General features: G+C 74.5%; 24 protein-coding genes. 13 read left to right on the forward strand and 11 right to left on the reverse strand.

Annotated features, from left to right (window positions below; all coding sequences use genetic code 11):
* The first annotated feature begins 127 nt into the window (after positions 1–127).
* A complete protein-coding gene (locus AB0J53_RS14405) occupies positions 128–484 on the forward strand; it encodes an STAS domain-containing protein (protein WP_219519923.1) in 357 nt (118 codons plus the stop codon).
* On the opposite strand, the gene AB0J53_RS14410 is transcribed toward AB0J53_RS14405, so the two are convergent.
* Complete coding sequence (locus AB0J53_RS14410; protein WP_364172908.1) at positions 481–1,182, reverse strand: GAF and ANTAR domain-containing protein; 702 nt, start codon at positions 1,180–1,182, stop codon at positions 481–483. The genes AB0J53_RS14405 and AB0J53_RS14410 overlap by 4 nt on opposite strands.
* Positions 1,183–1,256: 74 nt before the next feature.
* Between AB0J53_RS14410 and AB0J53_RS14415 the strand changes: the two genes are divergently transcribed.
* The 3 genes from AB0J53_RS14415 (at position 1,257) to AB0J53_RS14425 (ending at position 4,927) form a co-directional block, all read left to right on the forward strand.
* Positions 1,257–3,089 (forward strand): GAF domain-containing SpoIIE family protein phosphatase, encoded by a 1,833-nt coding sequence (locus AB0J53_RS14415; RefSeq protein WP_364172060.1) that lies wholly within the window; start codon positions 1,257–1,259, stop codon positions 3,087–3,089.
* A 118-nt stretch (positions 3,090–3,207) separates the two neighbouring features.
* Entirely contained in the window at positions 3,208–4,311 is a 1,104-nt protein-coding gene (locus AB0J53_RS14420; protein WP_219513274.1) for a glycosyltransferase, read from the forward strand.
* Between the two features lie 22 nt (positions 4,312–4,333).
* Positions 4,334–4,927 (forward strand): FMN-binding negative transcriptional regulator, encoded by a 594-nt coding sequence (locus AB0J53_RS14425; protein WP_364172062.1) that lies wholly within the window; start codon positions 4,334–4,336, stop codon positions 4,925–4,927.
* A 15-nt stretch (positions 4,928–4,942) separates the two neighbouring features.
* On the opposite strand, the gene AB0J53_RS14430 is transcribed toward AB0J53_RS14425, so the two are convergent.
* Positions 4,943–5,998 carry a helix-turn-helix domain-containing protein gene (locus AB0J53_RS14430; RefSeq protein WP_219513276.1) on the reverse strand — a complete coding sequence of 352 codons (1,056 nt, stop codon included), beginning with the start codon at positions 5,996–5,998 and terminating at the stop codon, positions 4,943–4,945.
* A 75-nt stretch (positions 5,999–6,073) separates the two neighbouring features.
* Between AB0J53_RS14430 and AB0J53_RS14435 the strand changes: the two genes are divergently transcribed.
* The 4 genes from AB0J53_RS14435 (at position 6,074) to AB0J53_RS14450 (ending at position 12,416) form a co-directional block, all read left to right on the forward strand.
* Positions 6,074–6,991, forward strand: coding sequence for a proline dehydrogenase family protein (locus AB0J53_RS14435; protein WP_219513279.1), 918 nt, complete (start codon positions 6,074–6,076; stop codon positions 6,989–6,991).
* A 2-nt stretch (positions 6,992–6,993) separates the two neighbouring features.
* A complete protein-coding gene (pruA, locus tag AB0J53_RS14440) occupies positions 6,994–8,619 on the forward strand; it encodes an L-glutamate gamma-semialdehyde dehydrogenase (protein WP_364172065.1) in 1,626 nt (541 codons plus the stop codon).
* 336 nt (positions 8,620–8,955) lie between these two features.
* Entirely contained in the window at positions 8,956–11,514 is a 2,559-nt protein-coding gene (locus tag AB0J53_RS14445; protein ID WP_364172067.1) for a DUF6493 family protein, read from the forward strand.
* A 2-nt stretch (positions 11,515–11,516) separates the two neighbouring features.
* Positions 11,517–12,416, forward strand: a complete 900-nt coding sequence (locus AB0J53_RS14450) for a hypothetical protein (RefSeq protein WP_364172069.1) — start codon at positions 11,517–11,519, stop codon at positions 12,414–12,416.
* Positions 12,417–12,457: 41 nt separating this feature from the next.
* Here AB0J53_RS14450 and AB0J53_RS14455 read toward each other — a convergent pair whose 3' ends face one another.
* The 6 genes from AB0J53_RS14455 to AB0J53_RS14480 all read right to left on the reverse strand — a co-directional run bounded on the left by AB0J53_RS14455 (position 12,458) and on the right by AB0J53_RS14480 (position 18,254).
* Positions 12,458–13,105, reverse strand: a complete 648-nt coding sequence (locus AB0J53_RS14455) for a response regulator transcription factor (RefSeq protein ID WP_364172071.1) — start codon at positions 13,103–13,105, stop codon at positions 12,458–12,460.
* Positions 13,102–14,400: a histidine kinase gene (locus AB0J53_RS14460; RefSeq protein ID WP_364172073.1), complete on the reverse strand. Its 1,299-nt coding sequence runs from the start codon at positions 14,398–14,400 to the stop codon at positions 13,102–13,104. The genes AB0J53_RS14455 and AB0J53_RS14460 overlap by 4 nt, the downstream gene beginning before the upstream one ends.
* A gap of 8 nt (positions 14,401–14,408) precedes the next feature.
* A complete protein-coding gene (locus AB0J53_RS14465) occupies positions 14,409–15,452 on the reverse strand; it encodes a hypothetical protein (protein WP_364172075.1) in 1,044 nt (347 codons plus the stop codon).
* 128 nt (positions 15,453–15,580) lie between these two features.
* The gene (locus tag AB0J53_RS14470) at positions 15,581–16,768 is read right to left on the reverse strand and encodes a cytochrome P450 (RefSeq protein ID WP_364172077.1); all 1,188 of its coding nucleotides are present in this window, start codon (positions 16,766–16,768) and stop codon (positions 15,581–15,583) included.
* Positions 16,769–16,836: 68 nt separating this feature from the next.
* A complete protein-coding gene (locus AB0J53_RS14475) occupies positions 16,837–17,571 on the reverse strand; it encodes a DUF4142 domain-containing protein (protein ID WP_364172079.1) in 735 nt (244 codons plus the stop codon).
* Between the two features lie 98 nt (positions 17,572–17,669).
* Complete coding sequence (locus tag AB0J53_RS14480; RefSeq protein ID WP_364172081.1) at positions 17,670–18,254, reverse strand: helix-turn-helix domain-containing protein; 585 nt, start codon at positions 18,252–18,254, stop codon at positions 17,670–17,672.
* Between the two features lie 69 nt (positions 18,255–18,323).
* Between AB0J53_RS14480 and AB0J53_RS14485 the strand changes: the two genes are divergently transcribed.
* Positions 18,324–19,556: an MFS transporter gene (locus tag AB0J53_RS14485; protein WP_364172083.1), complete on the forward strand. Its 1,233-nt coding sequence runs from the start codon at positions 18,324–18,326 to the stop codon at positions 19,554–19,556.
* Positions 19,557–19,612: 56 nt separating this feature from the next.
* The gene (locus AB0J53_RS14490; protein ID WP_219513351.1) at positions 19,613–20,422 is read left to right on the forward strand and encodes a serine/threonine-protein kinase; all 810 of its coding nucleotides are present in this window, start codon (positions 19,613–19,615) and stop codon (positions 20,420–20,422) included.
* Here the strand turns inward: AB0J53_RS14490 and AB0J53_RS14495 are convergent.
* Positions 20,419–21,171 (reverse strand): lysophospholipid acyltransferase family protein, encoded by a 753-nt coding sequence (locus AB0J53_RS14495; RefSeq protein WP_219513352.1) that lies wholly within the window; start codon positions 21,169–21,171, stop codon positions 20,419–20,421. The genes AB0J53_RS14490 and AB0J53_RS14495 overlap by 4 nt on opposite strands.
* 79 nt (positions 21,172–21,250) lie before the next feature.
* On the opposite strand from AB0J53_RS14495, the gene dhaK reads away from it, so the two are divergent.
* Genes dhaK through dhaM form a run of 3 tightly spaced genes read left to right on the forward strand, consistent with a single transcriptional unit; the run spans position 21,251 to position 23,267 of the window.
* Positions 21,251–22,231 carry a dihydroxyacetone kinase subunit DhaK gene (gene dhaK, locus AB0J53_RS14500; protein ID WP_219513353.1) on the forward strand — a complete coding sequence of 327 codons (981 nt, stop codon included), beginning with the start codon at positions 21,251–21,253 and terminating at the stop codon, positions 22,229–22,231.
* 20 nt (positions 22,232–22,251) lie between these two features.
* Positions 22,252–22,893: a dihydroxyacetone kinase subunit DhaL gene (dhaL, locus tag AB0J53_RS14505; protein WP_364172086.1), complete on the forward strand. Its 642-nt coding sequence runs from the start codon at positions 22,252–22,254 to the stop codon at positions 22,891–22,893.
* Positions 22,893–23,267, forward strand: coding sequence for a dihydroxyacetone kinase phosphoryl donor subunit DhaM (gene dhaM, locus AB0J53_RS14510; RefSeq protein WP_219513355.1), 375 nt, complete (start codon positions 22,893–22,895; stop codon positions 23,265–23,267). The genes dhaL and dhaM overlap by 1 nt, the downstream gene beginning before the upstream one ends.
* Here the strand turns inward: dhaM and AB0J53_RS14515 are convergent.
* Entirely contained in the window at positions 23,264–24,943 is a 1,680-nt protein-coding gene (locus AB0J53_RS14515) for a thiamine pyrophosphate-binding protein (protein WP_364172088.1), read from the reverse strand. The two genes, dhaM and AB0J53_RS14515, sit on opposite strands and share 4 nt — an antisense overlap.
* Positions 24,940–25,740, reverse strand: coding sequence for a cyclase family protein (locus tag AB0J53_RS14520; protein ID WP_364172090.1), 801 nt, complete (start codon positions 25,738–25,740; stop codon positions 24,940–24,942). The genes AB0J53_RS14515 and AB0J53_RS14520 overlap by 4 nt, the downstream gene beginning before the upstream one ends.
* Between the last annotated feature and the right edge of the window lie 52 nt (positions 25,741–25,792).

Genomic DNA, 25,792 nt, shown 5'->3' on the forward strand with positions numbered 1-25,792 from the left:
GCCCATGCAGAGGCACGCCTCGCTCGTTCGAGACGGAAGCCCTCTGCTGGACTTCGGACTCCAGTATCCCCCACTCCGGTGGAAGTATTCCTCTCCACTTGAGTGACAGTAAAGTTGCCCCGTGACAATGCCCGAAAACGGCAGCGGGTCCGTCGCGGCCCTCAGCCTGACATCGTCGACCGTGGACGACATCGCGGTCATCAAGGTCGACGGTGTCCTCGACGCCACCACCCGCGAGCAGTTCGCCGACTACCTGGCGCTCGCCGGCCCGGACCTCATCCTGGACCTCGGCGGGGTGACGTTCATGGACTCGCGGGCGCTCGGGCTGATCGTCCACCACTGGCAGACGAGCCTCGGCGCGGGCGCGAAGTTCGCCCTCATCGGGGTCGAATACTCCAAGTCCAAGGTGATGTGGATCACCGGGCTGGCCCAGCGCCTGCCCATCTACGACACGCTCGACGAAGCGCTGGCGGCGATCGGCTAGCGGCGGTTCTTGCGCTGGTGTTCCTCGACCAGGAGCCGGGCCAGGTCGGCCACCTTGACCTGGTGGTGCTGGGAGATCCGGCGCAGCTCCTCGAAGGCCGCCTCGGCGGTGCAGCCGCTGGTCTGCATGATGATGCCCTTGGCCTGATCGATGAGCGCCCGGCCGGCCAGAGCCTCCTGGAGCTGCGCGGCGTCGGTGCGCACCTCCTCGAAGTCCCACATGTTGGCCAGGGCCACGCCGACCTGCTCGGTCAGCATGTCGGCCAGGGCGTGCGAGCCCTGCGGGGAGAACGCGCCGCGCCGTACCGAGTACAGGCCCACGACCAGCAGGGCCGGCGGGATGTGGATGGGGACGGCGAGCACCGAACGGACGCCGCTGCGGGTGGCGAGCGCCGCGTAACGCGGCCAGCGGGTGTCGGTGAGCACGTCTCCGACGGCGATGCGGGCGCCGGTCTTCCTGGCCTCGGTCGACGGGCCCTCGCCGAGCGCGCGCTCCCCCTCGACGAGCATGATGAGCTCGCTGTGCGAACCCGACACCAGGACGCGGTGCTCGTGCCAGTGCTCGGCCGAGCCGCCCGAGCAGCCGGGCACGCCGTCGGCCAGCGCGGTCGTAAGGCCGCGCAGCACGCTCTCGGTCGAGGTGTCCTCACCGAGCCTGCCCAGTGCCGCCAGGTTGCGGGCGAGCCCGGGAGTGATCATCACGGTCGATTCCATAGCTATTCTGCCCCTACCCCTTATGGCTGCCATTATCCCGTGTGGCGTAGCGTCGGAGGATGACCATGCCGGACCTCGAACACGCCCTCGACGCACTGGCCGGGCGTGTCTCGTCGTTGCGGGAGGCGCGTGCGGCCTACCCCGCCGACCTCGCGCCGACGCTCGACGCCGCGCTGGCGGAGCTCGACACCGCCGCCGAGCTGCTGGCCGAGGCCCGCGAGCAGTTGCGCCGGTCGCCGAAGCGGGCGGCGGGCAAGAAGGACGGCTCCCAGCGGGAGCTGAAGCTGCTGCGCCAGGTGTTCCGGGCGTTCCCCGTGCCGGTCGTCGTGCTCGACGGCGGCGGCGTGGTCCGGCGGATCAACCCGGAGACCTCCCGGGTGCTGGGCAGCCCCGACGGCTACCTGGTGGGACGCTCGTTCCCGCTGCTGGTGGACGTGTCGCGGCGGGCGGCGTTCCGCTCGCACCTGACGGCGGTGCTGCGGACCGGGCAGCCGGCGGCGTTCGAGACGCGGCTGGCCCACCAGGGCCGTACGCACACGGTGCAGCTCGCGCTGACCCGGCTGACGATGCCCGGCGAGCCGCAGCAGATGGTGGCCGTGGTGGCGCTGCCGACGGAGACGCAGCTGCCTGAGCCGGGGACCGGCGGGCCGCAGGACTCCGACGGCGCGCTGCTGCTGGCGGCGGCCCGGCGGCAGGACCTGCTGGCCAGGATGGCGGCGCTGCTGCTGGACGAGGAGGCGATGCGCCAGCCGGTGGCGCTGCCTCGGGCGACGCGGCTGCTGGCCGCCGGGTGGGCCGACTGGGTGGTGGCCGACCAGCTGCGTGACGGGCTGCCGCGCCGCTCGGCGGTCGTGGCGCCGAAGAACGTGCCGCTCGGCGGCCTGGTCCGCCAGGTGGAGGCGAGCGACCCGGCGGGCGCGCAGGTGGTGGCGCAGGTGCTGGAGCGCGGCTCGGGCGTGGTGCACGAGATGGTCGACGACGAGACGCTGCTCGGCTTCTGCCCGGACGGGCCGCTGCTGACGGCGATGGGCGCGGGCTCGCTGCTGTGCGTGCCGATCGGGGCCGGTGACGGGGCGCTGACGCTGGTGCGGGGGCACGACCGGCCGCCGTTCACGCTGGCCGACCTGAGCGTGATGGAGGAGGTCGGGGTGCAGCTCGGGCTGGCGCTCCGCGCTCAGACGAGCTTCCAGAGCCGGTCGCGGGCCGCCGACGCGCTGTCGGCGAGCGTGGCCCCGCGCAGCCTGCCGGACGTGCCCGGCTACGAGGCGGCGGCGATCTACCATCCGGGCTCGTCGGTGGGCGCCGAGTTCTACGACGTGTTCCCGATGGCGGGCGGCTGGGGCTTCGCGATGGGCGGCGCGGCCGGCAAGGGCGAGGAGGCCGCCTCGGTCAGCGCGATGGTACGCGGCGGGCTGCGGGTGCTCGGCACCTGGGAGTCCGACCCGGACGCGGTGGTGCGCAAGGTGAACGAGGCGCTGGTGGAGCAGGGCACCGGTATGTTCGTCATGGCCGTGGCCGGGCTCGTCAAGGGGCGGCGGATCCGCATGTCGTCGGCCGGGCACCACCCGGCGGCGCTGGTGCAGCCCGACGGGCACGTGCGCTTCGCGGCGGGCGGCGGGGTGCCGCTCGGCATCGCGCCGGAGGCGGAGACCAGCACCGAGGAGATCACACTGGCGGCCGGGGAGACGCTGGTGCTGTATTCGGAGGGCCTCATCTCCTCCAGGAACGAGGTGGGCGAGCCCTACGGCGAGGAGCGGCTGGCCGACGTGCTGGGCAGATCCGCAGGTCAGGCTCCTTCGACGGTGGTCAAGGCGATCGAGGCCGACCGCAACGCCTTCTCCGGCGGGCAGGTGTGGGACGAGATCGTGATCCTCGCGCTCCGCGGCGTGTGATCACCTGACTCATGAGGCATGGTTTGCGATTCGCGGGAAAGTGGGTATGGTCGTCCGTAGTTAGATCGTGCCTAAGACGCAGGCACACCTTGAAGGCTTTTTCACGCTGAGGTGTGCCATGAATATCGCGATCGTCGCTTCCGGCTCGGGCAGCAAGCGCCACCACATCCTCTCCGTGGCGCGCGAACTCGGCCGCGACCACCACGTCACCATTTACTCCCGCCGCGAGAGCGCCGACGGCAAGCCCAGGACGCGGGTGGCCCCGGGCGTCACGGTGGAGTACATCGACGTGGGCCCGGCCCGCAGCCTGACCCCCGATGACGTCGCCCCCTACCTGAACGACGTGGGCGGCTATCTGATGCGCCGCTGGCAGCAGGAGCGGCCGGACGTGATCCACGCGCACTCGTGGACCTGCGGCCTGGCCGCCGTCTCCGGCGCCAAGGGCTTGGACGTGCCCGTCACGCACACCTTCCACACCGTCGACCCCGCGCACGTGAAGCTGGAGCGGGCGCTGGGCCGCCGGGCCAACGCGGTCATCGCGGGCTCGGGCGACGAGGAGTCGGCGCTGATCCGCATCGGCGTCCCCCGCACCAGCATCGCGATCGTCCCCTACGGCGTCGACACCGAGCGCTTCCACCGCCAGGGCATGGCCGTCTCGCGCGGCACCCGCAAGCGGCTGCTGCACGTCGGCCCGCTCTCCCCCGACCGGGGCGCGCACACGATCGTGCGGGCGCTGCCGGGGCTGGCGGACGTGGAGCTCGTGGTGGCCGGCGGCCCCGCCCCCGAGGACCTCGGCGACGACAGGGACGCGCGGCGGCTGCGCGCCCTGGCCGAGCAGCTCGGCGTGGCCGACCGGGTGACGCTGCTGGGCCAGGTGAAGCGGGCGGCGGTGCCCAAGCTGATGCGCGGCGCGGACGCCGTCGTGTCGGTGCCGCGCGAGACGACGAGCGGCATCGTCGCGCTGGAGGCGATGGCCTGCGGCGTGCCGGTGATCGCCTCGGCCGTGGGCGCGCACCTGGACTCCGTGATCGACGGCGTCACCGGGCTGCTGGTGCCGCCGGACCGGCCCGCCAGGACCGCGCGGCTGGCCAGGGAGCTGCTGACCGACCCGACGCTGCGCACCGCGCTCGGCTACGCCGGCGCGGACCGGGCGCGCTCGCGCTACTCGTGGGAGCGGGTCAGCCAGGAGCTGCTGCGGGTGTACGAGGCGGCCTGCGCCTAGAACCCCCCTATATCGTCATCCCATGCTGATCCACCCTTGGGATGCCGGTTCCGGCGAGCAGTCGCTCGCCTATCTCCGGGAGAACGCGTTCGGGCACCTCATCGCCTCGGGCAGGGGGCGTGAGGTGCCCGTCGTCGTGCCCACCCAGTTCCTGCTCGTGGACGAGCACACGATCTGGCTGCACCTGGCCAGGCCGAACCCGATCTGGGCGGCCGTCGAGGAGAACCCGAAGGTGCTGCTGTCGGTCGCCGGGCCGTGGTCGTACATCCCGGGGTCCTGGCGGGCCGAGCCCGGCACGGACCCGTCGCTGGGCGTGCCGACCACCTACTACTCCTCGGTCCAGGTGACCTGCCGGGCCGAGATCGTCGCCGACGCGGCGGGCAAGCTGGAGATCCTGCGCGCCCAGCTCGGCGACCTGGAGCCGGGCCACGGCGACCCGGCGGAGATGCCCCGGCTGCTGTCCGGCCTCCAGGGGCTGCGGCTGGCGGTGGAGGAGATCCGCGGCAAGTTCAAGTACGACGGCCACAAGGACGCGGCGCTGCGCGGCCAGGTCGCCAAGGGCCTGGCCGGCCGGGGCGGCCCCGGCGACGAGAACGCCCTGCGCCACCTGGCCTGAGCCCGCCGGCCCGCCCTACGCGCGCAGCCGGGCGGCCTTCAGCCCCAGGTGGACGGTGAGCCGGTCGTCGCCGTCGGTCAGGTCGCGGTGCGTCAGCCGTTCGGCCTTGCCCAGCCGGTAGTAGAGCGTCTGGCGGTGGATGCCGAGCGCGGCGGCGGCCTTCTGGGCGTGGCCGCCCAGGTCCAGGTACGTCTCGACGGTCTGGGCCAGCTCGGGGTCCAGCACGGCGACCTCGCCGGCGAGCTCGCGCAGGTCGCCCTGGCCGAGCCTGGCCAGCAGCCGGTGCGCGCCCAGGTCCTCCCAGCGGGCGACGGGCGCGAAGCGCGGGAAGTGCTCAGCGACGCGCAGCGCGTGGCGGGCCTCGCGCCAGCTCTGCCAGGCGTCGGCCGGATCGGCGCGGGTGCCGCCGACGCCCGCCGCGGTCCCGTACGCGCCGAGGACGGTCTGCGCGACCTCGGCGGCCAGGTGCGCCGGGGCGAGCAGCGCCACCGGAGAGCCGGCGCGGGCGAGCACGCCGCGCGGCAGCGTCCACAGGGCGGCCACGCGCTCCGGCGACTCGCGCACCGCGATCGCGGTCACCGGTCCCGGCATCTCGATGGAGGCGCCGGCGCGCTCCTCCGGGTCGTCCGACAGCAGCGCGCGCAGCCCGTAGCCGAGGTCGCGGCGGCTCCTGGCCTCCTGGGCGAGCGCGGCGGCGGCGCGGGCGACCAGCGGCGCCACCCGGTCCAGGGCGGCGTCGGTGAGGCTGCCGGAGTCGAGCAGCCACAGGTAGCCGTAGACGACCTCGCCGTGACGCAGCGGCCAGCACACGCGGGCCAGCACGCCCAGGTCGGCGTCGGCCGGGATGCGGACCCGGCCGTGCGCGCGGGCGATGCCGTAGCGTTCGAAGTAGTCGCGCACCTCGCCGGTGGCGCGGCGGCGCAGGATCGACTCCTGGCGGACGGTGTCGATGTCGCCGTGCTGCGCGCCGTAGGCGAGCAGCCGGAACGAGCGGTCCTCCAGCGTGGCCGACGCGCCGAGCAGGCCCGCGACCTCGTCGACGATCTCCTGCAGATCCGTGGTGTTGTGCATTTGTATGACAGCCTGCCACACCCGCCGTTACGCCCGTTCATGGCCCCGTTTGAGCTGCGGTTTTAGGCTGGAAGCATGTTGGGTCAACTGCTGCTCGCCACATCCCGGAGCGCGCTCGTGCGCCGCTCCGTGTCAGGCTTCCCGCTCACGCGCAAGGTGGTCGACCGCTTCGTCGCCGGCGAGACGGTCCAGGAGGCCCGCGACGCGATCGAACGACTGCGCGACACCGGGCTCGCGGTGACCGTCGACCATCTCGGCGAGGAGACCCGCGACGCCGGCGCCGCCGCCGCCACCGCGAAGGCGTACATCACGCTGCTGGAGCAGCTGCGCCCGCTGGAGCTGGGCCGCCGCGGCGAGGTGTCGGTCAAGCTGTCGGCCGTCGGCCAGGAGCTCGACGACGCGATGGCGCTGGAGCACGCGCGCGAGATCTGCGCCGCCGCCGACGCCATCGGCGCCACCGTCACGCTCGACATGGAGGACCACACCACGGTCGACTCCACGCTCGGCATCCTGCGCGCGCTGCGCGAGGACTACCCGTCGACCGGCGTGGCCATCCAGGCGTACCTGTTCCGCAGTGAGGACGACTGCCGCGCGCTGTCCGGCGAGGGCTCGCGCGTCCGGCTGGTCAAGGGCGCCTACCGGGAGCCCGCCTCCGTCGCCCACCAGGGCAAGTCCGCCGTGGACAAGGCGTACGTGCGATGCCTGCGCATCCTCATGGCGGGGAAGGGGTACCCCATGGTGGCCACCCACGACGACCGCCTGATCTCCATCACCGAGCTGCTCGCCGACCGGTTCGGGCGCTCCAGGGGCGACTACGAGTATCAGATGCTGTACGGGATCCGCACCGACCGGCAGGAGGCCCTGGCCGGGGCCGGTCACACGATGCGCGTCTACGTCCCCTACGGCGACGACTGGTACGGCTACTTCATGCGCCGGCTGGCCGAGCGCCCCGCCAATGTCGCCTTCTTCCTTCGTGCCCTTGGGGGTAAGTGAACATGGATGCCATCAGCAACGTGCCCGTTCCCGCCAACGAGCGGGTCTACGGCTACGCGCCGGGCAGCGCCGAGCGCACCGCCCTGGAGAACCGGATCAAGGAGCTGGCCGGCGCCTCGATCGACCTGACGATGACGATCGACGGCGAGCAGCGGCTCGGCGGCGGCGCGCCCATCGACGTGGTGCAGCCGCACAACAAGACCGCCGTCCTGGGGCGTACCAACGACGCTACGGCCCAGGACGTGCAGGACGCGATCGGGAGCGCGCTGCGGGCGGCCCCCGCCTGGCGGGCGCTCTCCTTCGACGAGCGGGCGGCGATCTTCCTCAAGGCCGCCGACCTGCTGGCGGGGCCGTGGCGGGCGACGCTCAACGCGGCGACGATGCTCGGCCAGTCGAAGTCGGTGCAGCAGGCGGAGATCGACGCCGCCTGTGAGCTGATCGACTTCCTGCGCTTCAACGTCTCCTACGCCCGTCAGCTCTACTCCGACCAGCCGATCTCCTCGCCGGGCGTGTGGAACCGGATGGAGTACCGGCCGCTCGAGGGCTTCGTGCTGGCGATCACGCCGTTCAACTTCACCGCCATCGCCGGCAACCTGCCGACGTCGGCCGCGCTCATGGGCAACGTCGTGGTGTGGAAGCCGTCGCCGACACAGCAGTTCGCGGCGCACTTCACCATGCGCCTGCTGGAGGCGGCCGGACTGCCTCCCGGCGTCATCAACCTGGTGACGGGCAACGGCCAGGCGATCTCCGAGGTGGCGCTGACGCATCCGGAGCTCGCGGGCATCCACTTCACCGGCTCGACGGCGACCTTCCAGCACCTGTGGGGCACGGTGGGCGCCAACATCGCCGGCTACCGGAGCTACCCGCGCCTCGTCGGCGAGACCGGCGGCAAGGACTTCGTGCTGGCCCACCCGTCGGCCGACCCGGGCGTGCTCGCCACGGCCCTGGTCCGGGGCGCGTTCGAGTACCAGGGGCAGAAGTGCTCGGCGGCCTCGCGGGCGTACGTGCCGCGCTCGGTGTGGAGCCGGATGCGCGACGACCTCGTGGGCGTGGCCGAGTCGCTGACCGTGGGCGACGTGACGGCCGACCTGTCGACGTTCATGGGCGCGGTCATCGACGAGCGGGCCTTCGCCAAGCACAAGGAGGCCATCGACCGGGCGCGCGCCGCGTCGAACATCGACGTGCTGACGGGCTCGTACGACGACTCCGCCGGATATTTCGTGAAGCCGACCATCCTGGAGTGCGCGGACCCGGCCGACGAGATCTTCGTCAAGGAGTACTTCGGCCCGATCCTGGGCGTGCACGTCTACGACGACGCCGACTTCGACGCCGTCCTGGACCAGATGGAGGGCATCGCCCCGTACGCGCTGACCGGGTCGATCATCGCCCAGGACCGCTACGCGATCGCCTCGGCGTCGGAGCGGCTGCGCTTCGCGGCCGGCAACTTCTACGTCAACGACAAGCCGACCGGCGCCGTGGTCGGGCAGCAGCCGTTCGGCGGCGCCCGCGCCTCCGGCACCAACGACAAGGCGGGCTCGATCTTCAACCTGATCCGGTGGGTGAACTCCCGCACGATCAAGGAGACGTTCGTGCCGCCGACGGATCACCGCTACCCGCACATGGGCTGATCCCCGCGAGCAGCGCCCCCGGTTCCAGCAGGAGCCGGGGGCGTTTTCAACGCTGTGCTCCGTAATCGTGCCGATCTTCCGGCGTTCCCCTGTGCCCTCCTCCGCGCCGCCCTCCCCAGCACCGTCCTCCCCCCGTGCAGGCGTGCGGGACCGTAGAGGCGCTGATCCACGTCGACCTCGGCGCACTGCCGTGCACCACCGCCGGGGACGCCGGCCTCGGGCTGCCCGCCTCCGTCGGGTGACGGGGCGACGGCTCCACAGGCGACCTGGCCTGGTGAGGACCCGGCTCACCGGGCCGCGCGGAAACTGTCGGCGGGGCCCGTTACCGTCCGCGACATGGATCACTGGGGCGAGGTCAGGAAGCTGATCGAGGCGCGGCGGCCCGACCGGGTCGCCGAGAAGGTCGCGGCGCTCGACGGCGCGGCTCGCCAGGACGTGGCAGCGCGGCTGCCGGGGCTGCTGAAGGAGCTGCGCGGCCGGTTCGACCGCTGGGACGACGGCCTGATCGGCTACGCGGCGGCGCTGCGCGTGGCGGGCGCGGCCACGATCGGCGGCGCGGCGGCCGTGGCGGCCTGGCTGCTCCGGCGCGACTTCACGCCCCGGTGGGGCCGCGCGGAGCCCGGCACGCGCCTGGTCCTGGCGGTGCTCGCCGACCGGCCGGCCGCCTGGCGGGCCGACCTGGCCGAGCGCCTGGCGCTGCGCGTGCGCGCCGGTGACGAGGCCGGCGCCGCGCTCGCCCTCGCCGTGCTGGGCGAGACCGGCATCGAGCCGCCGCACCACGATCCGCTGGTCGTCGCCTGGGTGACGCGCGGGGCTGGCGGCCTGGCGGACGACCCGCTGCTCGACCACCTGCTGCCGCGCCTGTTCGAGGCCACGGGCGTGGGCCGGGCGCTCCAGTGGGACAGCACGCCCGGCGCGGGCTGGCTGGGCGCCCTAACGGCGCTGGCCGAGGCCGGGCGGATCAAGCGCGAGGCGCTGATCGAGGGCTGCGTGCGCCGGTTCCTGCTCGGCGGCTCGGCCGTCGACCTGCGGTTCTTCGTCCGCCTGCACGAGGCGCTCGACCCGGCACCCGCCGAGACGGCCCCGCACGCCCGCGACTACCGGTGCCTGCTGGCGTCCGCGCCCGGCCCGGTCGCCGAGCTGGCGATGAAGCGGCTGCGCCGGGTCACCGGCCTGTCCGCCGACGACCTGGGCGAGGCGTGGGAGTCGCTGCTGTTCAGGGCGGAGCGCAAGCTGGTGCGCGGCGGGCTGTCGTGGCTCGAACGCTCGGTCCGTCAGGAGCCGTCGCTGGCCGCCGTGGCCGCCGCGCCGCTGGCCCGCGCGTTCGCCGCCGACTCCGCCGAGCTGCGGGACAAGGCCGTCGAGCTCGTCCTGGCCTGCGCGGGCGGCATGGACGAGGAGGGGCGCGCCGCCGTCCGCGAGGCGGTCGGGCTGCTGCCCGCCGGCCTCGGGCGGCAGGTGGCCGAGGCCGTGGGCGGTGGGGAGGTGGCGGAGGCCGAGCCCGTGTTCACGCCGCCGCCGCTGCCGTCCGCGCCCGCGCGCTCCCAGGAGGCCGAGCCCCCGATCGAGACGGTGGAGGAGCTCGGGCGGCTGCTCATGGCGGGCGCGCCGCGGTCCTGGCAGGCGTGGGAGCGGCTGCTCGCCGGGTTCGTCACGCTCGCCTATCACGACCGCGCGGGCGTGGCGGCGGAGATGTATCCCCGCCTCTTCTCCTCGTCCGTGGACGACTACCGCTCGGGCGAGTGGACGCGGCCCGGCCAGTGGCTGCTCGGCGCCGCCCGCTCCCTCTCGGGCACCGCCCCGGCGCGGGGCGTCTGGCAGGCCTTCCTGCCGCGGCGGGTCGCCGTGCCGCACCTGCTGCTGCTCCACCGGGGCGCCGAGGTGCTGCGGGCCGTCGAGGACGACACGCTGCCGCCGCTGCTGCTGGCCACGCCGACGCACACCACCGGGCACGTGGCGGCGGCCGAGCTGGTCCGCCGCATGGAGGTGCTGGAGGCGGCCGGAGCCCGGCCGCCGGCCGCCGACCTGCAGCAGGCGCTGCTGCGCCTGCCCCGGACCCCCGACCCGGACGCGGCGGAGCGGGCGTCCCGCCTGACGTCGGCCGCCGGCCGGGTGGTAGCCGCGTGGACCTGCCCGGAGGCCGAGGTCGGGCTGGCGTGGGAGTGCGGCAGCGCGAGCGGCGACCACGACTGCCACCGGCGCCACGGCCACACCCTGCGCCCGGTGGTCTCGATCGACGCGACCGCCACGGGGCTCCCGCTGGTCGACGCGATGCTCAGCCTCCCCTGGCCGCACTCGCAGGCCGAGCACTGCGCCTGGTGGCCCTCGACGCTGCCCTCGCACCGCGAGGTCGCCGCCGCCCACCTCATGCCGCACCTGCTCACCCGGGGCTGGGGGCCGCTCCACGTCGGGGCGGAGCAGGCCCGGCAGCTCGCCCGGGCCGAGGGGCCCGCCGGGGAGGCGTGCGCGGCGGTGCTGGCCCGCGTCCTGGGCGACCCGGAGCTGCCCGAGTCCGTCGGCGTGCTGCTGGAGGCGGCCGCGCGGGACGAGCTGCCCGCCGCCGGGATCGGCCGCCAGGCCGGGCTCATGGCGGCCCAGGGCACGATCCGGCTGACCGACCTGACCGCCGCGCTCGACGCCGCCGCCTCGCAGGGCGCGCACGCGCACGTGTGGCGGATCGCCGCCGCCGCGCTGCCCCTGCTGCTGCCCAGGCCGGGCGAGCGCCCGCGCCACGGCCTGGCCGCGTTCGTGGCGCTCGCCGGCGCCGCCGCCGGCTGGTCCGGCGCTCGCGGCGAGATCCCCGAGGTACGCGACCTGGCGGCCCGCAAGGGCGCCGGCGACCTGCTCCGCGAGATCCGCGCCCTGCACGACCGGCTCACCGCCCAGGAAGGATGACCATGAGAACGAAGCGGATCCGGGGCCGGAGGCACACCCGCTACGACGAGGGGCACGACCTGTGCCTGACGATCGGCGAGATGGCCCGCGCCGCCGCCGCGCCCGGCTGGTCGCGGCTGGCCGTCCACCACGCCCAGGTCGGCGCGCACGCGCGGACCCGGCTCACGTGCGACGGGCGGGAGCTGGCCGCCGAGGGCCTGAACGAGCCGTTCCGGCGGCTGCGCGAGCTGTCCTACCGGGCGGGCGACGGCACCTGGTTCACCTGCGAGCTGGAATACACGCCCGGCAGCCGGGCCTACCACGGCCGCGTCGACGCCGCCGGGCCACCGTTCGCCGACGTGCCGCCCGCCGCCGCGCTGGTGGAGCTGACCGCGTTCCCCCGCGCGGAGCCGCCCGGGTGGCTGCTGGACGCGCTGCCGACGGCCGCGCCGCTCGGGCTGCCCGTCACCTACGGCGAGCGCTACGACCGGCTCCACAGCCACCGAGGCGGGCAGGAGCCCGGGCCCCTGCTGCCGATCGGCGGGGAGCTGGCCTACCGGCCGCCGTCAGCCCTGACCGCGCGCGTGTTGGAGCACCGGCAGAGGGTGGGCGAGCACCTGCTCTACCTGGGCGAGCGCGACGGCGACCGGAAGGCCGGGCATCTGCTGGTGCTGCGGCGCGGCGCCGAGTGGTTCGTGAGCCGCGCCGACCAAGACACGACCGGCGACGGGGTCCGCGCCATCACGCTGGACGGCGCCGTCCTCCGGCTGGAGCTGACCCCCGAGGCCGCCGACGACCTGGGCACGGAGGCCGGCTACGAGGTCCTGCTCGACCTGCCGCCCGCCACGGTCGACGAGCTGCGCACCGTGCTGCCCGGCGTCCTGCGGCCCGTCAGGGACCACCCGGAGCTGACCGGCTTCTGACCGCTCCCCCCCGGGCACGGCCGCTCCCCGGGGACGGGCGGCTACGGGCGGCGGTCGCCCGGGGTGACGACGCCCGACTCGTAGGCCAGGACCACCGCCTGCACCCGGTCGCGCAGCCCGAACTTCGTCAGGATGCGGCCGACGTGCGTCTTGACCGTGGCCTCCGACAGGAACAGCTCGGCGCCGATCTCCGCGTTGGAGGCACCCCTGGCCAGGCCGAGGAAGACCTCGCGCTCCCGCTGCGTGAGGGCGCCCAGCAGGGCGTCGGGGTCGCCGCCGCCCGGGGCGACCAGCCTGCCGACGAGGCGCCGGGTCGTGGCGGGCGCGATGATCGCGTCGCCCCGGTGCACGTGCCGGATGGCCGCGATGATCTCCTCGCCGGGGGCGTCCTTCAGCATGAACCCGCTCGCGCCCGCCCGCAGCGCGGCCAGCGCGTGCTCGTCGAGGTCGAACGTGGTCAGCGCCAGCACCCTGGGCGGGTCGGCCAGCCGCTGGATCTCCCTGGTGGCGGTGACGCCGTCCATGCGGGGCATCCGGATGTCCATCACCACCACGTCGACGCGCAGCGCCTTCAGCCTCTCCAGGGCTTCCGCGCCGTCGGCCGCCTCGGCGACCACCTCCATGTCGGGCTGGGAGCGCACCACCATGGTGACGCCGTGGCGCAGCAGCTCCTGGTCGTCGACGATCATGATGCGGATGATGGGAGGCTCCTCGGCTCGTAGGGGACGACGGCCGACAGCTCGAAGCCGCCGCCGGGCCGCGCGCCGGTCTCCAGGGCGCCGCCGACCATGCGGAGGCGTTCGCGCATCCCGGTCAGCCCGGCGCCCGATCCGCCGCCCGGCTCGCCGTCCGGTCCGCCGCCCGGTCCGCCGTCCCGCCCGCCGCCGGCGTTCCGGACGGTGATGCGCAGCGCGCCGGGGCTCCACGCCAGCGCCAGCTCCGCCGTGGCCTCGGGCCCGGCGTGCTTGATGACGTTGGTGAGCGCCTCCTGGACGACGCGGTAGGCGGTCAGGTCGGCGGCGGGCCTCAGCGGGCGCGGCTCGCCGCTCTCCGCCACGGACAGCCGTACGCCGGTCGTGCGCACGTGGTCGAGCAGGGCGGGCAGGTCGCCGAGGCCGGGCTGCGGCGCGGTGCCGCCGTCGGCGCGCAGCACGCCCAGCAGGCCGCGCATGTCGCGCAGGGCGTCGCGGCCGACACCGGCGATGGTGGCGAACACGGCGGCCCCGGGCGAGCCCGGATCGGACAGCCTGCCGCCCTCGGCCTGGCTGACCATGACGGCGAGCGAATGGGACACCACGTCGTGCATCTCCCGGCTGATCCGGTCGCGTTCGGCCCGTGCCGCCTCGGCCCGCTCCCGGACGCGGTCGGCCTCGGCGCGCTCGGCCTTGGCCCGGAGCTCGGCCACGTACAGCGCGCGCACGCGGCTGAGGCGGCCCAGCCACCACAGGCACGCGGTCACGGCGACCAGGCCGGCCGACAGCCCGATCCGCCAGGCGGCCAGGCCGTAGCCGCCCGACGAGCCGCCCCACGAGGCCGGGGCCCACACCCGCGCCAGGACCACGACCACCCCGGCCAGGGCGACGCCCAGGCAGGCCAGCCCGAGCCGCAGGCCGAGCCGGGCCGACGCCGTGTAGAGGAGCAGCCCGAAGACGAGCGAGCTGGGCAGCATCACCGCCGGGTAGTAGGCGCCGGCCGGGTCGTGCAGGGGCGGCAGCAGCCCCAGCAGCAGCATCGCCGCGGCGGCCACGCCGTACGCGGCGAGCGGGCGGACGCGGCGCGGGATCACGCACGCGTGCACCACCAGCACCGCCGCGCCCGCCAGCAGGCGCAGGGAGAGCGGGCTGTCGGAGGCCCGGAGCAGGCCGGAGGAGACGAGGCCGAGCGGCACGGCGAGCAGCACGGCGAGCACGGCGTCGACGCTCAGCCGGTGCCGGCCGAGGAACGAGTCCACCGCGGCCTCGGCCTGGGACAGGGACTCGCGCACACCCGCCATTATGGTCGGCGGCGCGGCCGGATCGCGGTGGCGGGGTCGCGGCGCCGGGCCAGGTAGGCGAGCCCGGCGACGGCGAGGGCGGCGCCCCACAGCGGCCACAGCATCTCCGGCAGCCAGGCGCCCAGCTCGTCGACGGCTCCCGGCGGGCCGGCCTGCTCACCTGTGAGCTTCTTGCGTACGTACATCAGCCCGGCGGACGTGATGGGCATGGCGACGATCAGCGCCGCGTAGGCGGGAAGGCGGGCCGGGACGGGACGGCCGCGCAGGAACGGCACCCAGCGCGGCCAGATCTCGCCCCACGGCCGGACCAGGCCGAGCGTGAGGACCGCGCCGAGCAGGCCGAGCGTGGCGAGTCCCGCGCCGATCGGGGTGATCGAGGCGATGCTCGCGAGGAAGTCGTCGCTGATGCCGACGGGGATCCCGAGCAGCCAGCCGACGCGGGTGATCGCGTAGACGACGGGGACGGCGACCGCGACGGCGACGGCCCACCGCCCGGCCCGCAGCGCCCCCTCCACGCCACCGGCGCGCTGCGCCCCTTCCGCGCCACCGGCGCGCTCTGCCCCTTCCGCGCCGCCGGCGCGCTGGGCCCCCGCGAGCAGGGTGCGCGTTCCCAGCGCCATCAGGGCGACCCCGGCCGCCATCAGGATCAGCAGGTTGACCGTCGGCCAGGTCAGCATGGACACGATCAGCGAGAACTCGGCCTGCCCGGAGAGCACGGCCACGAGCATCACCGGCAGGTAGCCGGCGGTCATCATGATGCGCACGTCGGGCAGGAGCACCGCCAGCGCGGCGCCCGCCACGACGGCCACGACGGCGGCGGGCCGGGCGAGCGGCCCCCTGGCGGCGAGCGCGGCGACGACGCCCGCCACGAGCGCCGCCCCCGCCAGCGCGCCGCCCCCGGCCGCCGCGGGGAGGGGGTCGAGCAGCGTGTTGCCCACGCCCTCCCCGCCCGCGTCGAAGGGGTATCCCGGCCCGCCGGACGCCCAGAGGAGGCCGAGAACCAGGTAGCTCACCGACCAGGCGGCGACGATCACGAGGGGCACGGCGGAACGCCGGTGTCCTGGTTGAGAGGTGTTCACCGGCCCAGAGTGCCGCCCCGCCGCCCCCGCGCACATCGTCACCAGGTCGCGCCGGGGTCATCCTCAGGTCGCGCCTCCGCGGCCGGCGGCGGCTACCAGGCGACCGGGAGCCGCCGCACCCCGTACACCAGCGCCGTGTCCCGCATCGGCACCTCGTCCGGCGCGACCGCGAGGCGCAGCCCCGGGAAGCGGTCGAACAGCGCGCGGAAGCCGATGCGCATCTCGATGCGGGCGAGCTGCTGACCCAGGCACTGGTGGACGCCGTGCCCGAAGGCCAGGTGGTGGCGGGCCTCGGCGCGGTCCAGGCGCAGGACGGCGGGGTCGGGGAAGCGGGCCGGGTCGCGGTTGACGGCGGGCAGGGCGAGCACGACGGTCTCGCCCGCGCGGACCGTCCGGCCGCCCACCTCGACGTCTTCCAGGGCCACCCGGCCGGGGGCACCCAGGTGGACGACGGTCAGGTAGCGCAGCAGCTCCTCGACGGCGGTCTCGGTGAGCGACGGGTCGCGGCGGAACGCGTCGAGCCGGTCGGGGTGCCGCAGGAGGGCGAAGACGCCGAGGGCGAGCATGCCGGCGGTGGTCTCGTGCCCGGCGACCAGGAGCGTCAGGGCGATGTTGGTGAGCTCCTCGTCGGTCAGGTCGCTCCGGGTGACGAGCTCGCCGAGCAGGTCGTCACCGGGGCGGGCGCGGTGGCGGCGGACGAGCCCGGCCAGGTAGCCGGCGAGCTCGCCGACCGACGCCGTGGCCCGCTCCTCGGAGCTGGCCAGGTCCAGGGCGACGGCTGAGTGCTCCTGGAAGAAGGCGTGGTCGTCGTAAGGGACGCCGAGCAGCTCGCAGATGACCAGGGACGGGATCGGCAGCGCGTACGCCTGGACGAGGTCGGCGGGCGGGCCTTCGGCGGCCATGGCGTCGAGGCGGCGGGCGGCGATCTCGGCGACGCGCGGCTCCAGGCGCCGCATCCGCTGGACGGTGAAGCTGCCGGCGAGCAGTCGCCGGCAGCGGCTGTGGGCGGGCGGGTCCATGCCGCCGAACCAGCCGGGCGGGGCGGTGCCGTCGGCGCTGCGGGGCCGGACGTTGGGGCGGGGCAGCGGCGAGTGCCTGAGGTCGGCGCGCACGCTGAAGCGCGGGTCGGCCAGGACGGCGCGGGCGGGCTCGTACGCGGTCACCAGCCAGCCCCGGTGGCCGTCGGGGAAGGTGAGGGGGCCGACGGCGGGCCGGTCGGAGAGGGCGGCGGGCGGGTCGAACGGGCATCCAGGGGTGCGGCGGGTGGGCAGATCGGTCATGACGGCTCCTTGTGAGTGCAGCCTCTTAATTGAGAGTCTACTTTCACAATCGAGCGGGCGGTGGCCGTTCAGACGGGCGGAGGGCTGGGGAAGGACTCGGGGCCGGTCAGGCCGGTGCTCTCCAGCAGGCGCTGGTGGTTGAGCACCGCCGCGTTGCAGGTCTCGGCGAACTTGCGGACGAGCGTGTTCTGGGTGCTGCCGCGCACGGCGCCGATGAGGCCGAAGATCTGCCCGTGCGCCAGCCGCAGCCACTTCACGAACGTGACGTCGTAGTCGCGGCCCGACCTGCCGGAGATGTCGGCCATCCAGCGCTGCTGCGTCTCGGTCGGCTCCACCGGCAGCCGGATGTCGAACCGCTTGGCCAGCTCCCTGGCCTCGACGTCGAGCCCGTGGTGCTGTTCGGCGATCTCGGCGCTGATCGTGCGCACCTTGGCGCTGGCGCCGCGCTGGACGGCCTCCTGCGCGATCGTCATCTCCCAGAGCGTGGCCAGCCGTACCTTCTTGATCAGGTCGCGGTCGGCGGGCGACAGCGGGCCGGACTCGGTGGGCCAGGTGAGGTCGTCACGCCGGCCGGGCGCGGGCGAGGCGGCGGGGGCGCCAGTGGGGGCGCCGGTGGGGTCGGTGAGGCTGGTGGCGGGCGGGGCCAGGCTCTCCTCCGGGATGTCGGTCTCCAGGAGGTCCGCCACCCGGGCCGTGTCGGCGCTGGGCAGGGCCGCCTGCCCGCCGCAGCCGGTCAGCAGCGCGGCGGCACACCAGGCGGCACAGCAGGCGGCGAGCAGGGTACGGCCGCGTCGGGGTCGCACGTGCCCTCATCCCCTTCCGGTTCTCGCTGGTCGGCAGGAGGTACGCAGGCCGTCCCCGGCGCGTTCACCGGTATGCGCGGAAGTGATGAGGGCGGCCCCTAGGAGTCCGTCATGCCTGTGGGCAGGACGTCGAAGTGGATGACGACGTGCCCGGTGCCGGGGGTGTCGTGGGAGCGGCCGTCGGAGCGGGCCCGGTAGCGTTCCATCACCTCGAACACCTCGTCGCGCAGGTCGCGGGTCTCGTCGGGGGTCAGGCGCAGGGAGCGGCGGCCGAGGACGCTGGCCTCTACCCACTCCTTGGGCGTGCGCGGCTCCTCCTCGCGCCACCGGGCCAGCTCGGCGCCGCGCCGCCGGACGAGGTCGTCGAGGAGGAACTCCAGCGCGCCGGCCGTCTCGGGGTCGCCGGGCGGGTCGCCGTAGGAGAAGCCGCCGGGCACCACCCGCCAGTACTTCTCCTTGCCTCGGCCCAGCTCGGGGGCGATCTCGATCATCCCGTGCCGGGCCAGCTCGCGCAGGTGGTAGCTGGTGGCGCCGGTGTTCTGCGTCACGAGGGCGGCGAGCCGGGTGGCGGTGGAGGGGCCGTGCTCGTCCAGCAACTCGTACAGGCGCAGGCGGAGGGGGTGGGCGAAGGACTTGAGCGCGCTCGCGTCGAGTTTCCGCGCGGAAGGGCTCTTGCGGGACATCACTGTGCACACCTATCTTTGCAAAGGTTTGTTTGCACACTTTTCCTTACACACTATCGGAGTGTCCCGGTGAATCGATCGTTCGGCTTCCTGTTGTCGTCGGCCACGCTGTCGAACCTGGCCGACGGCGTGCTCAAGGTGGGCGCGCCGCTGCTGGCGGTGTCGTTCACCCGCTCCCCCGCACAGGTGGCGCTCGTCGGCGCGGCCACCACGCTGCCGTGGCTGCTGTTCGCGCTGCCCGCCGGGGCGCTGGCCGACCGGCTGGACCGGCGGCGGATCATGGTGACGGCGAACGCGCTGCGCGCGGGCGTCCTCGTGGCCGCCGGCGCGCTGGCCGTGCTCGGGCTGATGAACCTGTGGGTCATGCTGGCCGCCGTGCTGCTGGCGAGCGTGGCCGAGGTGCTCGCCGACACCTCCGCGCAGTCCGTGCTGCCGATGGCGGTCGAGCCCCAGGCCCTCACGCGGGCCAACGGGCGGCTGCAGAGCGCCCAGATGATCGGCAACGAGTTCGCCGGCTCCCCGCTCGCGGGCGTCCTCGTCACCCTCCTGCCGGCCGCCGTCTTCGGCGGGCCCGGCCTCCTGTACGCCGCGGCGGGGCTGCTCCTGCTGGGCATGCGGGGCTCCTACCAGCCGGCGGGCGCCCGGCGGCCCATGGCCGGGGAGATCGCCGAGGCGCTGCGCTGGCTGTGGTCGCAGCGGTTCCTGCGGGCGCTGGCCCTGACCGCCGGGACGCTGAACTTCGCCACCGCCGCCTACTGGGGGGTGTTCGTGCTGTGGCTGGTCGGCGAGGAGTCGCGGTTCGGGCTGGAGCCGAGCGGCTACGGGCTCATGCTGACCGTGTTCGCCGCCGGGGCGGCGGCCGGGGCGCTGGTGTCGGAGCGGATCTCCGGGGTGCTCGGCGAGGGCCGGACGCTGATCGGCATGTGGCTGCTCAACACCCTGCTGCACCTGGTGCCGCTGTTCGTGCCCGTCACCTGGCTGCTCTACCCGACGGCGCTGCTGTGGGGCATCTCCAGCGCGGTGTCCAACGTGCTCGTCATCTCCACCCGGCAGCGGCTGATCCCCACCGAGCTGCTGGGCCGGGTGAACGCCGCCTACCGGCTGATCGGCATGGGCGGGATGCCCGTCGGGGCCGCGCTCGGCGGCGTCCTGGGCGAGGCGGCCGGGCTGCCCGCGGTGTTCGGCGGGTCCGTCGTGCTGTCGCTCGTGGCCGTCGGCCTGCTCTGGCGTGTCCTTCGCGGGCGAATTTCCGCGCCGTTGACCAGCCAAGCTACGATTCCCGACATATCCAGATCACGTTAGGCACCCAAAGCTGCGCGCAGAGATGACATGATTACCCCTGTCAAAGAGGGGATGGTATGCGGCGGGAGATCGGCGGACGGTACCTCCTGAACGAGGAGGCCGGTCGTGGGGGCATGGGCGTCGTCTGGCGCGCGTTCGATCAGCTTCTGCACCGTGAGGTGGCGCTCAAGGAGCTGACGCTCGCCGGCGAGGCCGAGATGGTGCGCCGTCGTGTCCTTCGCGAGGCGAGGATGGCGGCCCGGCTCAGCCACCCCAACATCGTCACGGTCCACGACCTCATGGAAGAGGGCGGCAAGCTCTGGATCGTGATGGAGTACCTCGACGGGCTGTCGCTGCACCAGCTCCTGTCGCAGGTCGGCACGCTGCCGGCGCAGTCGGTGGCGGCCATCGGCCAGCACCTGCTCGCCGCGCTGCGCACCGCGCACCAGGCCGGCGTGCTGCACCGTGACGTCAAGCCCGCCAACGTCATGCTGACGGGCGAGCGGGTCGTGCTGAGCGACTTCGGCATAGCGACCGCCGAGGGTGACATCCGCATGACGACCTCGCGGCGGCTGCGCGGCACCCCCGCGTTCATGGCCCCCGAGCGGCTCTACGGCGGCCCGGCCAGCAAGGAGGCCGACATGTGGTCGTTCGGCGCCACCCTCTACAGCGCCATCGAGGGCCAGCCGCCCTACCCGGGGCAGGACGCCGCGACCGTGCTCGGCATGGCCCGTAGCGGCCGGTTCCCGCCGCCGCGCCGGGCCGGCGTGATGCGCCCGCTCATCGAGGGCCTGCTGCACCACGACCCGGTGCGCCGCTTCACGCCGGAGCAGACCGCGGGGCTGCTGGCGGGCATGCGCGCCAGCAGCTATCAGGCGGCGATCTAGTCCTCCCGCTTGGCGGCCCTGGCCTCGGCCTCGGCGGCGTCCATCGCGGCGGCCTCCTCCGGGGTCGGCGCGGTGCCGCCCAGGTGCGCCGGCTGCCACCACACGCCCGGCGGGATCTCCGGGTAGGTGCGCTGCGCCCGGTCGACCAGCGCCGTCAGCCGCTCGCGCAGGTCGGCCGCGTGCTCGTTGACGTCCTCGCCGCGCTTGGGGTGCATCGGCTCGCCCACCAGGATCGTGATCGGCACGTGCCGCTGCAGGAGCTGCTTCTTCCTGCCCTTGGTCCACAGCCGCTGGCTGCCCCACAGCGCCACCGGGATCACCGGCACCTTGGTCGCCTGCGCCATCCGGATCGCGCCGTTCTTGATCTCCTTGACGGTGAACGACCGGCTGATCGTGGCCTCGGCGAACACGCCCACCACCTCGCCCGCCTTCAGCATGCGCAGCGCCGTCGCGTAGGAGCCCGCGCCCGCCCCCCGGTCGACCGGGATGTGGTGCATGCCGCGCATCAGCGGCCCGGAGATCCGGTGGTCGAACACGTCCTGCTTGGCCATGAACCGCACCAGCCGCTTGGACGGCAGCGCGCCGAACCCGGCGAAGATGAAGTCCAGATAGCTGATGTGGTTGCTCACCAGCACCGCGCCGCCGGAACGCGGCACGTTGTCGGTGCCCTCCAAGTGGAAGCGGTAGTCGAGCACGCGAAAGAGGGTCCGCGCGGCGGCGATCACCGGCGGGTACACGATCTCAGCCATGTGCAGACGGTAGCCTACCCGGCCGGCCCTCCACGCCGGGGTGCTTGCCAGGGCGTCATAACGGGCAGATGTTCTCACCATGAAGAAGCTCATCAACACGGCCGAGTCCGTGGTTGAGGACGCGCTGAACGGCCTGGCCGCGGCCCACCCGTCCCTGCGGGTGCGCGACCGCGTGGTCTACCGGGCCGACGCGCCGAGGCCGGGGAAGGTGGCGCTGGTCTCCGGCGGCGGCTCCGGTCACGAGCCGCTGCACGCCGGCTTCGTCGGCCACGGCATGCTGGACGCCGCCTGCCCCGGCGACGTCTTCACCTCGCCGGTGCCCGACCAGATCCTCGACGCCACCAGGGCCGTCGACGGCGGCGCCGGGGTGCTCCACGTCGTCAAGAACTACACCGGCGACGTGCTCAACTTCGAGATGGCCGCCGAGCTGTGCGCGGGCGTCGAGGTGGCGAAGGTGATCGTCGACGACGACGTGGCCGTGCAGGACTCCCTCTACACCGCCGGGCGGCGCGGCACCGGGGCCACGGTGTTCGTGGAGAAGATCGCCGGGGCGCTGGCCGAGGAGGGCGCGCCGCTGGCCGAGGTGGCCCGGGTGGCCGCCGACGTGGACGGGCGCAGCCGTTCGTTCGGGATCGCGCTCACCTCCTGCACCTCCCCCGCCGCCGGCAAGCCCACCTTCGACCTGCCCGGCGACGAGGTGGAGCTCGGCATCGGCATCCACGGCGAGCCCGGCCGCGCCCGCGTCCCGCTGGTGTCGGCGCGCGAGCTGGCCGCGATCGCGATGGAGGCGATCCACGGCGACCTGCCGCTGCGCGGCGACCTGCTCGTCATGGTCAACGGCATGGGCTCGACCCCGCTGATGGAGCTGTACGTGGTCTTCGCCGAGGTGGAGTCGTTCGTGCGGGGCAAGGGGGCACGGGTGACGCGCTCGCTGGTGGGTAACTACGTGACGAGCCTGGACATGCAGGGCTTCTCGGTGACCGTGTGCCGGCTCGACGACGACCTGACGCGCCTTTGGGACGCACCGGTCGAGACTCCGGGGCTGCGCTGGGGGCGCTGATGGGCGGGATGGGCGAGCTGATGGACCGCGGAACGGGCGAGGGGATGGACACGGCGTTCTTCCTGGCCTGGTTCGAGGACGCGGGCCGGCTGGTGCGGCTGCAGCGCGACCGGCTGACCGCGCTCGACGCCGCCATCGGCGACGCCGACCACGGCGCGAACCTCGACCGCGGCTTCACCGAGGTGCGGCAGGCGTTCGCCGAGTGGCCGCCCGCCACGCCCGTGCAGGCGCTGGTGTCCGCCGGCACGACGCTGATCCGCCGCGTCGGCGGGGCCTCGGGTCCCCTGTACGGGTCGGCGTTCCGGCAGATGGGCAAAAGCATGGACTCGCCGGTCACGCTGGCCGTGTTCGCCGCGGCGTTCGAGTCGGGGGTGCGGGCGGTGGAACGGCTGGGCAAGGCGGCGCAGGGCGACAAGACGATGCTGGACGCGCTGGTGCCCGCCTCCCGGGAGCTGACGCGGGCCGTACAGGAGGAGATCGCGGCGCGGGAGGCGTTCGAGCGGGCGGCCCGCGCGGCCGAGGAGGGGGCGCGGGCGACGATCCCGCTGCGGGCCCGCCGGGGCCGCGCCAGCTATCTCGGCGAGCGCAGCGTCGGCCACGAGGACCCCGGGGCGGCCTCGGCGGCGATCATCATGGCGGCGCTGGCGGCGGTGGCGTCCTGATGGTCGGGCTCATCCTCATCTCGCACAGCGCCGGGCTGGCCGCCGAGGTGGCCTCGCTGGCCCGGTGCATCGCCGGCGACCGGGTGCGGGTCGCCGCGTGCGGCGGCACCGGCGACGGCCGCACCGGCACCAGCGTGGACCTCATCGACCAGGCCGTCGAGCAGGTCGACGAGGGCGACGGCGTGGTGCTCATCCCGGACCTCGGCAGCTCGGTGCTGACCGCCAGGCTGCTGGTGGAGCCGGGCCGGGTGGTGCTGGCCGACGTGCCGTTCGTGGAGGGCGCGATCGCCGCCGCCGTCGCGGCGGGCGGCGGCGCGCCGCTGGCCACCGTGCTGTCGGCCGCCGAGGAGGCCCGCACCCAGCGCAAGCTCTAGTGGCCCCGGAACGCCTCCTCCAGCCACCAGGAGGCGCGCTCCCGGGTGACCTGGGCGTGCACCAGCAGCGGCCGGTCGCGCGGTCCCTTCAGCCAGTCGGCCACCCCGGCCAGGTCCGCCGCCGCGCCCACGGTCACCGCCGCGAACCCGTGCCCGCGCGCCACCGCCGCCAGGTCGGCCGGCGGGAACCGCACGGTGTCGAGCGGGTCGCCGCCCGGCCCGAAGTGGTGCACCTCCGCGCCGTAGGCCTCGTCGTCGTACACCACGACCACCATCGGCAGGCCGAGCCGCACGACGGTCTCCAGCTCGGCCGCGCCCATCCAGGCGCCGCCGTCGCCGAGCGCCGCCACCGTCAGCCGGTCCGGGCGTGCCACGGCCGCGCCGATCGCGCCGGCCAGGCCCAGCCCGACGGCCTGGAACGCCTGGGTGAAGCAGAACCCGGCCTCGTCGGGGACATCCATGAACATCGCCGGATATCCCGTGAAATTTCCGGAATCGGTGACCACGGTGCGCTCGGCGGGCAGCAGGTCGTCCAGGCCGATGCTGAGCGTCCTCGGGTCGATCCGGCCGCCGCCGCTCTCGTCCTGGTACGGCACGTCCCGCCACCGGCCCTCCTCGCGGATCCGCCGCGCGACGTCCGCCGACCGGTAGCCCGCGGACGGCTGCCCGGCCGCGAGGGCGTCCCCGGCCGCGCGCGCCACCACGGCCACGTCCCCGATGACCCCCAGGTCGGCGCGGACGTGCCTGCCGACGGCCTCGGGCTCCAGGTCCACCTGCACGACCGTGGCGTCCGGGCCGATGAGCGCGCCGTGGCGGGTGGTCCACATGTTCAGCGCGCACCCCCACCCCACCACCAGGTCGGCCTCGCGGATGAGCTCGGCGGCCAGCGGCGTGGCGAACCCGCCGCTCACGTCCAGGTCCCACGGGCTGCCCCGGAACAGGCCCCGGGCGACCGCCGAGGTCGCCAGCAGCGCCCCGGCCCGCCCGGCCAGCTCCTCCACCTCGGCCCGCGCCCGCCTGGCCCCGCGCCCCGCCACGAACACCGGCCGCCGCGCCTCCCGCAACAACCGCGCGAACTCCTCCACCCTCGCGCGAAGGTCCCCCTGGCCGGTGGCGGGCCCCTCCAGGGCGGCGCCCCCTGCCACCCCCCGGTCCGGGACTTCTTCGTCGCGGGGGGACTCCGTACGGGCCGCGGCGTCGGCGGCCTGGAGGTCCAGGGGAAGGTTGAGCAGGACGGTGCGGCGGTCGTCGCGGGCCAGGCGGAACGCCTCCAGGGCCTCGGCGACGGCCGTGGCCGGGGAGGTGACGCGCAGGGCGACGGCGCCCACGGAGCGGGCCAGGGCGTCCTGGTCGATGTGGAAGTTGGAGCGCGCGTCGGTGGCCTCGCCGGCCAGGACGACGAGCGGGGTGCGGCTCTTGGCGGCCTCGGCGATGCCGGTGACCGCGTTGGTGAGCCCGGGGCCCTGGTGGACGGTGACGACGCCGACGTGGCCGCTCGTGCGGGCGTAGGCGTCGGCCATGGTGGCCGCGCCGCCCTCGTGGCGGGCGGCGACGAAGCGCGCGCCGTGCCGTACGAGGGCGTTGGTGACGTGGAAGTTGCCGCTGCCGACCACCCCGAACGCGACGCGGGCCCCGGCGGCGGCCAGGGCCCGGCCGACGGCCTCGGCGACGGTCACCGCGCCTGCCCGGCCTCGCCGCCGTCGCGCTCGACGAGGGCGAGCACGCGTACGGGGCTGCCGGAGCCGCCGAGGATGGGCAGCGGCGGCGCGACGACGACGGCGCCGGTCACCGGGAGCCGGTCGAGGTTGCGCAGCTGGGTGAGGCCGTACTTGCCGGCTCCGAGCAGGTAGGAGTGGCACGGGAAGGCGGGGTCGAAGGAGTGGGCGGCGCCCGCGTCGGTGCCGACGGTCTCGACGCCGAGCCCGAGCACGGGCGTCTCCTCGGCCAGCCAGCGGGCGCACTCGACGGAGATGCCGGGCGTGTGCGGGCCGGTCTCGTCGGCGTTGAGGAACGCGGCCTGGTCGCCGGAGCGGGAGTCCCAGCCGGTGCGGTAGAGGAGCCAGCCGCCGTCGGGGAGCGGGCCGTTGGCGCGTTCCCATTCCTTGACGTGGTCGACCTGGAGGAGGAAGTCGGGGTCCTTGGCGGCCTCGGCGGCGAAGTCGAGGACGACGGCGGGGGCGAGCAGGCTCGTCACGGGCACCTGGGACACGTCCTGGCCGTCGCGGGCGGTGACCCAGTGGACGGGGGCGTCGAAGTGGGTGCCGGTGTGCTCGCCCGTGTGGATGTCGTTCCAGTACCAGGCGGGGCCGCGGTCGTCGTAGCGGCTGATCTCCTCCAGGCGGAACGGGATCGTGTTGCCGAACGGCTCGGGGAGCTGGAGGATCGGCGTGTCCGAGGAGAGGGGCGCGGTCAGGTCGATCACCTCGATCGAGCCGTTCCGTACGCTGTCCACGAAGCTCCGCAACACCGACATGTCATCCTCCTAGGTGGGCTGAGGGAATCCTCCTACGTGCGGTGTGGCCTCC

It is taken from the genome of Nonomuraea sp. NPDC049725 (assembly GCF_040674795.1).
In the GTDB taxonomy this organism is placed as follows: Bacteria; Actinomycetota; Actinomycetes; order Streptosporangiales; family Streptosporangiaceae; genus Nonomuraea; species Nonomuraea ceibae.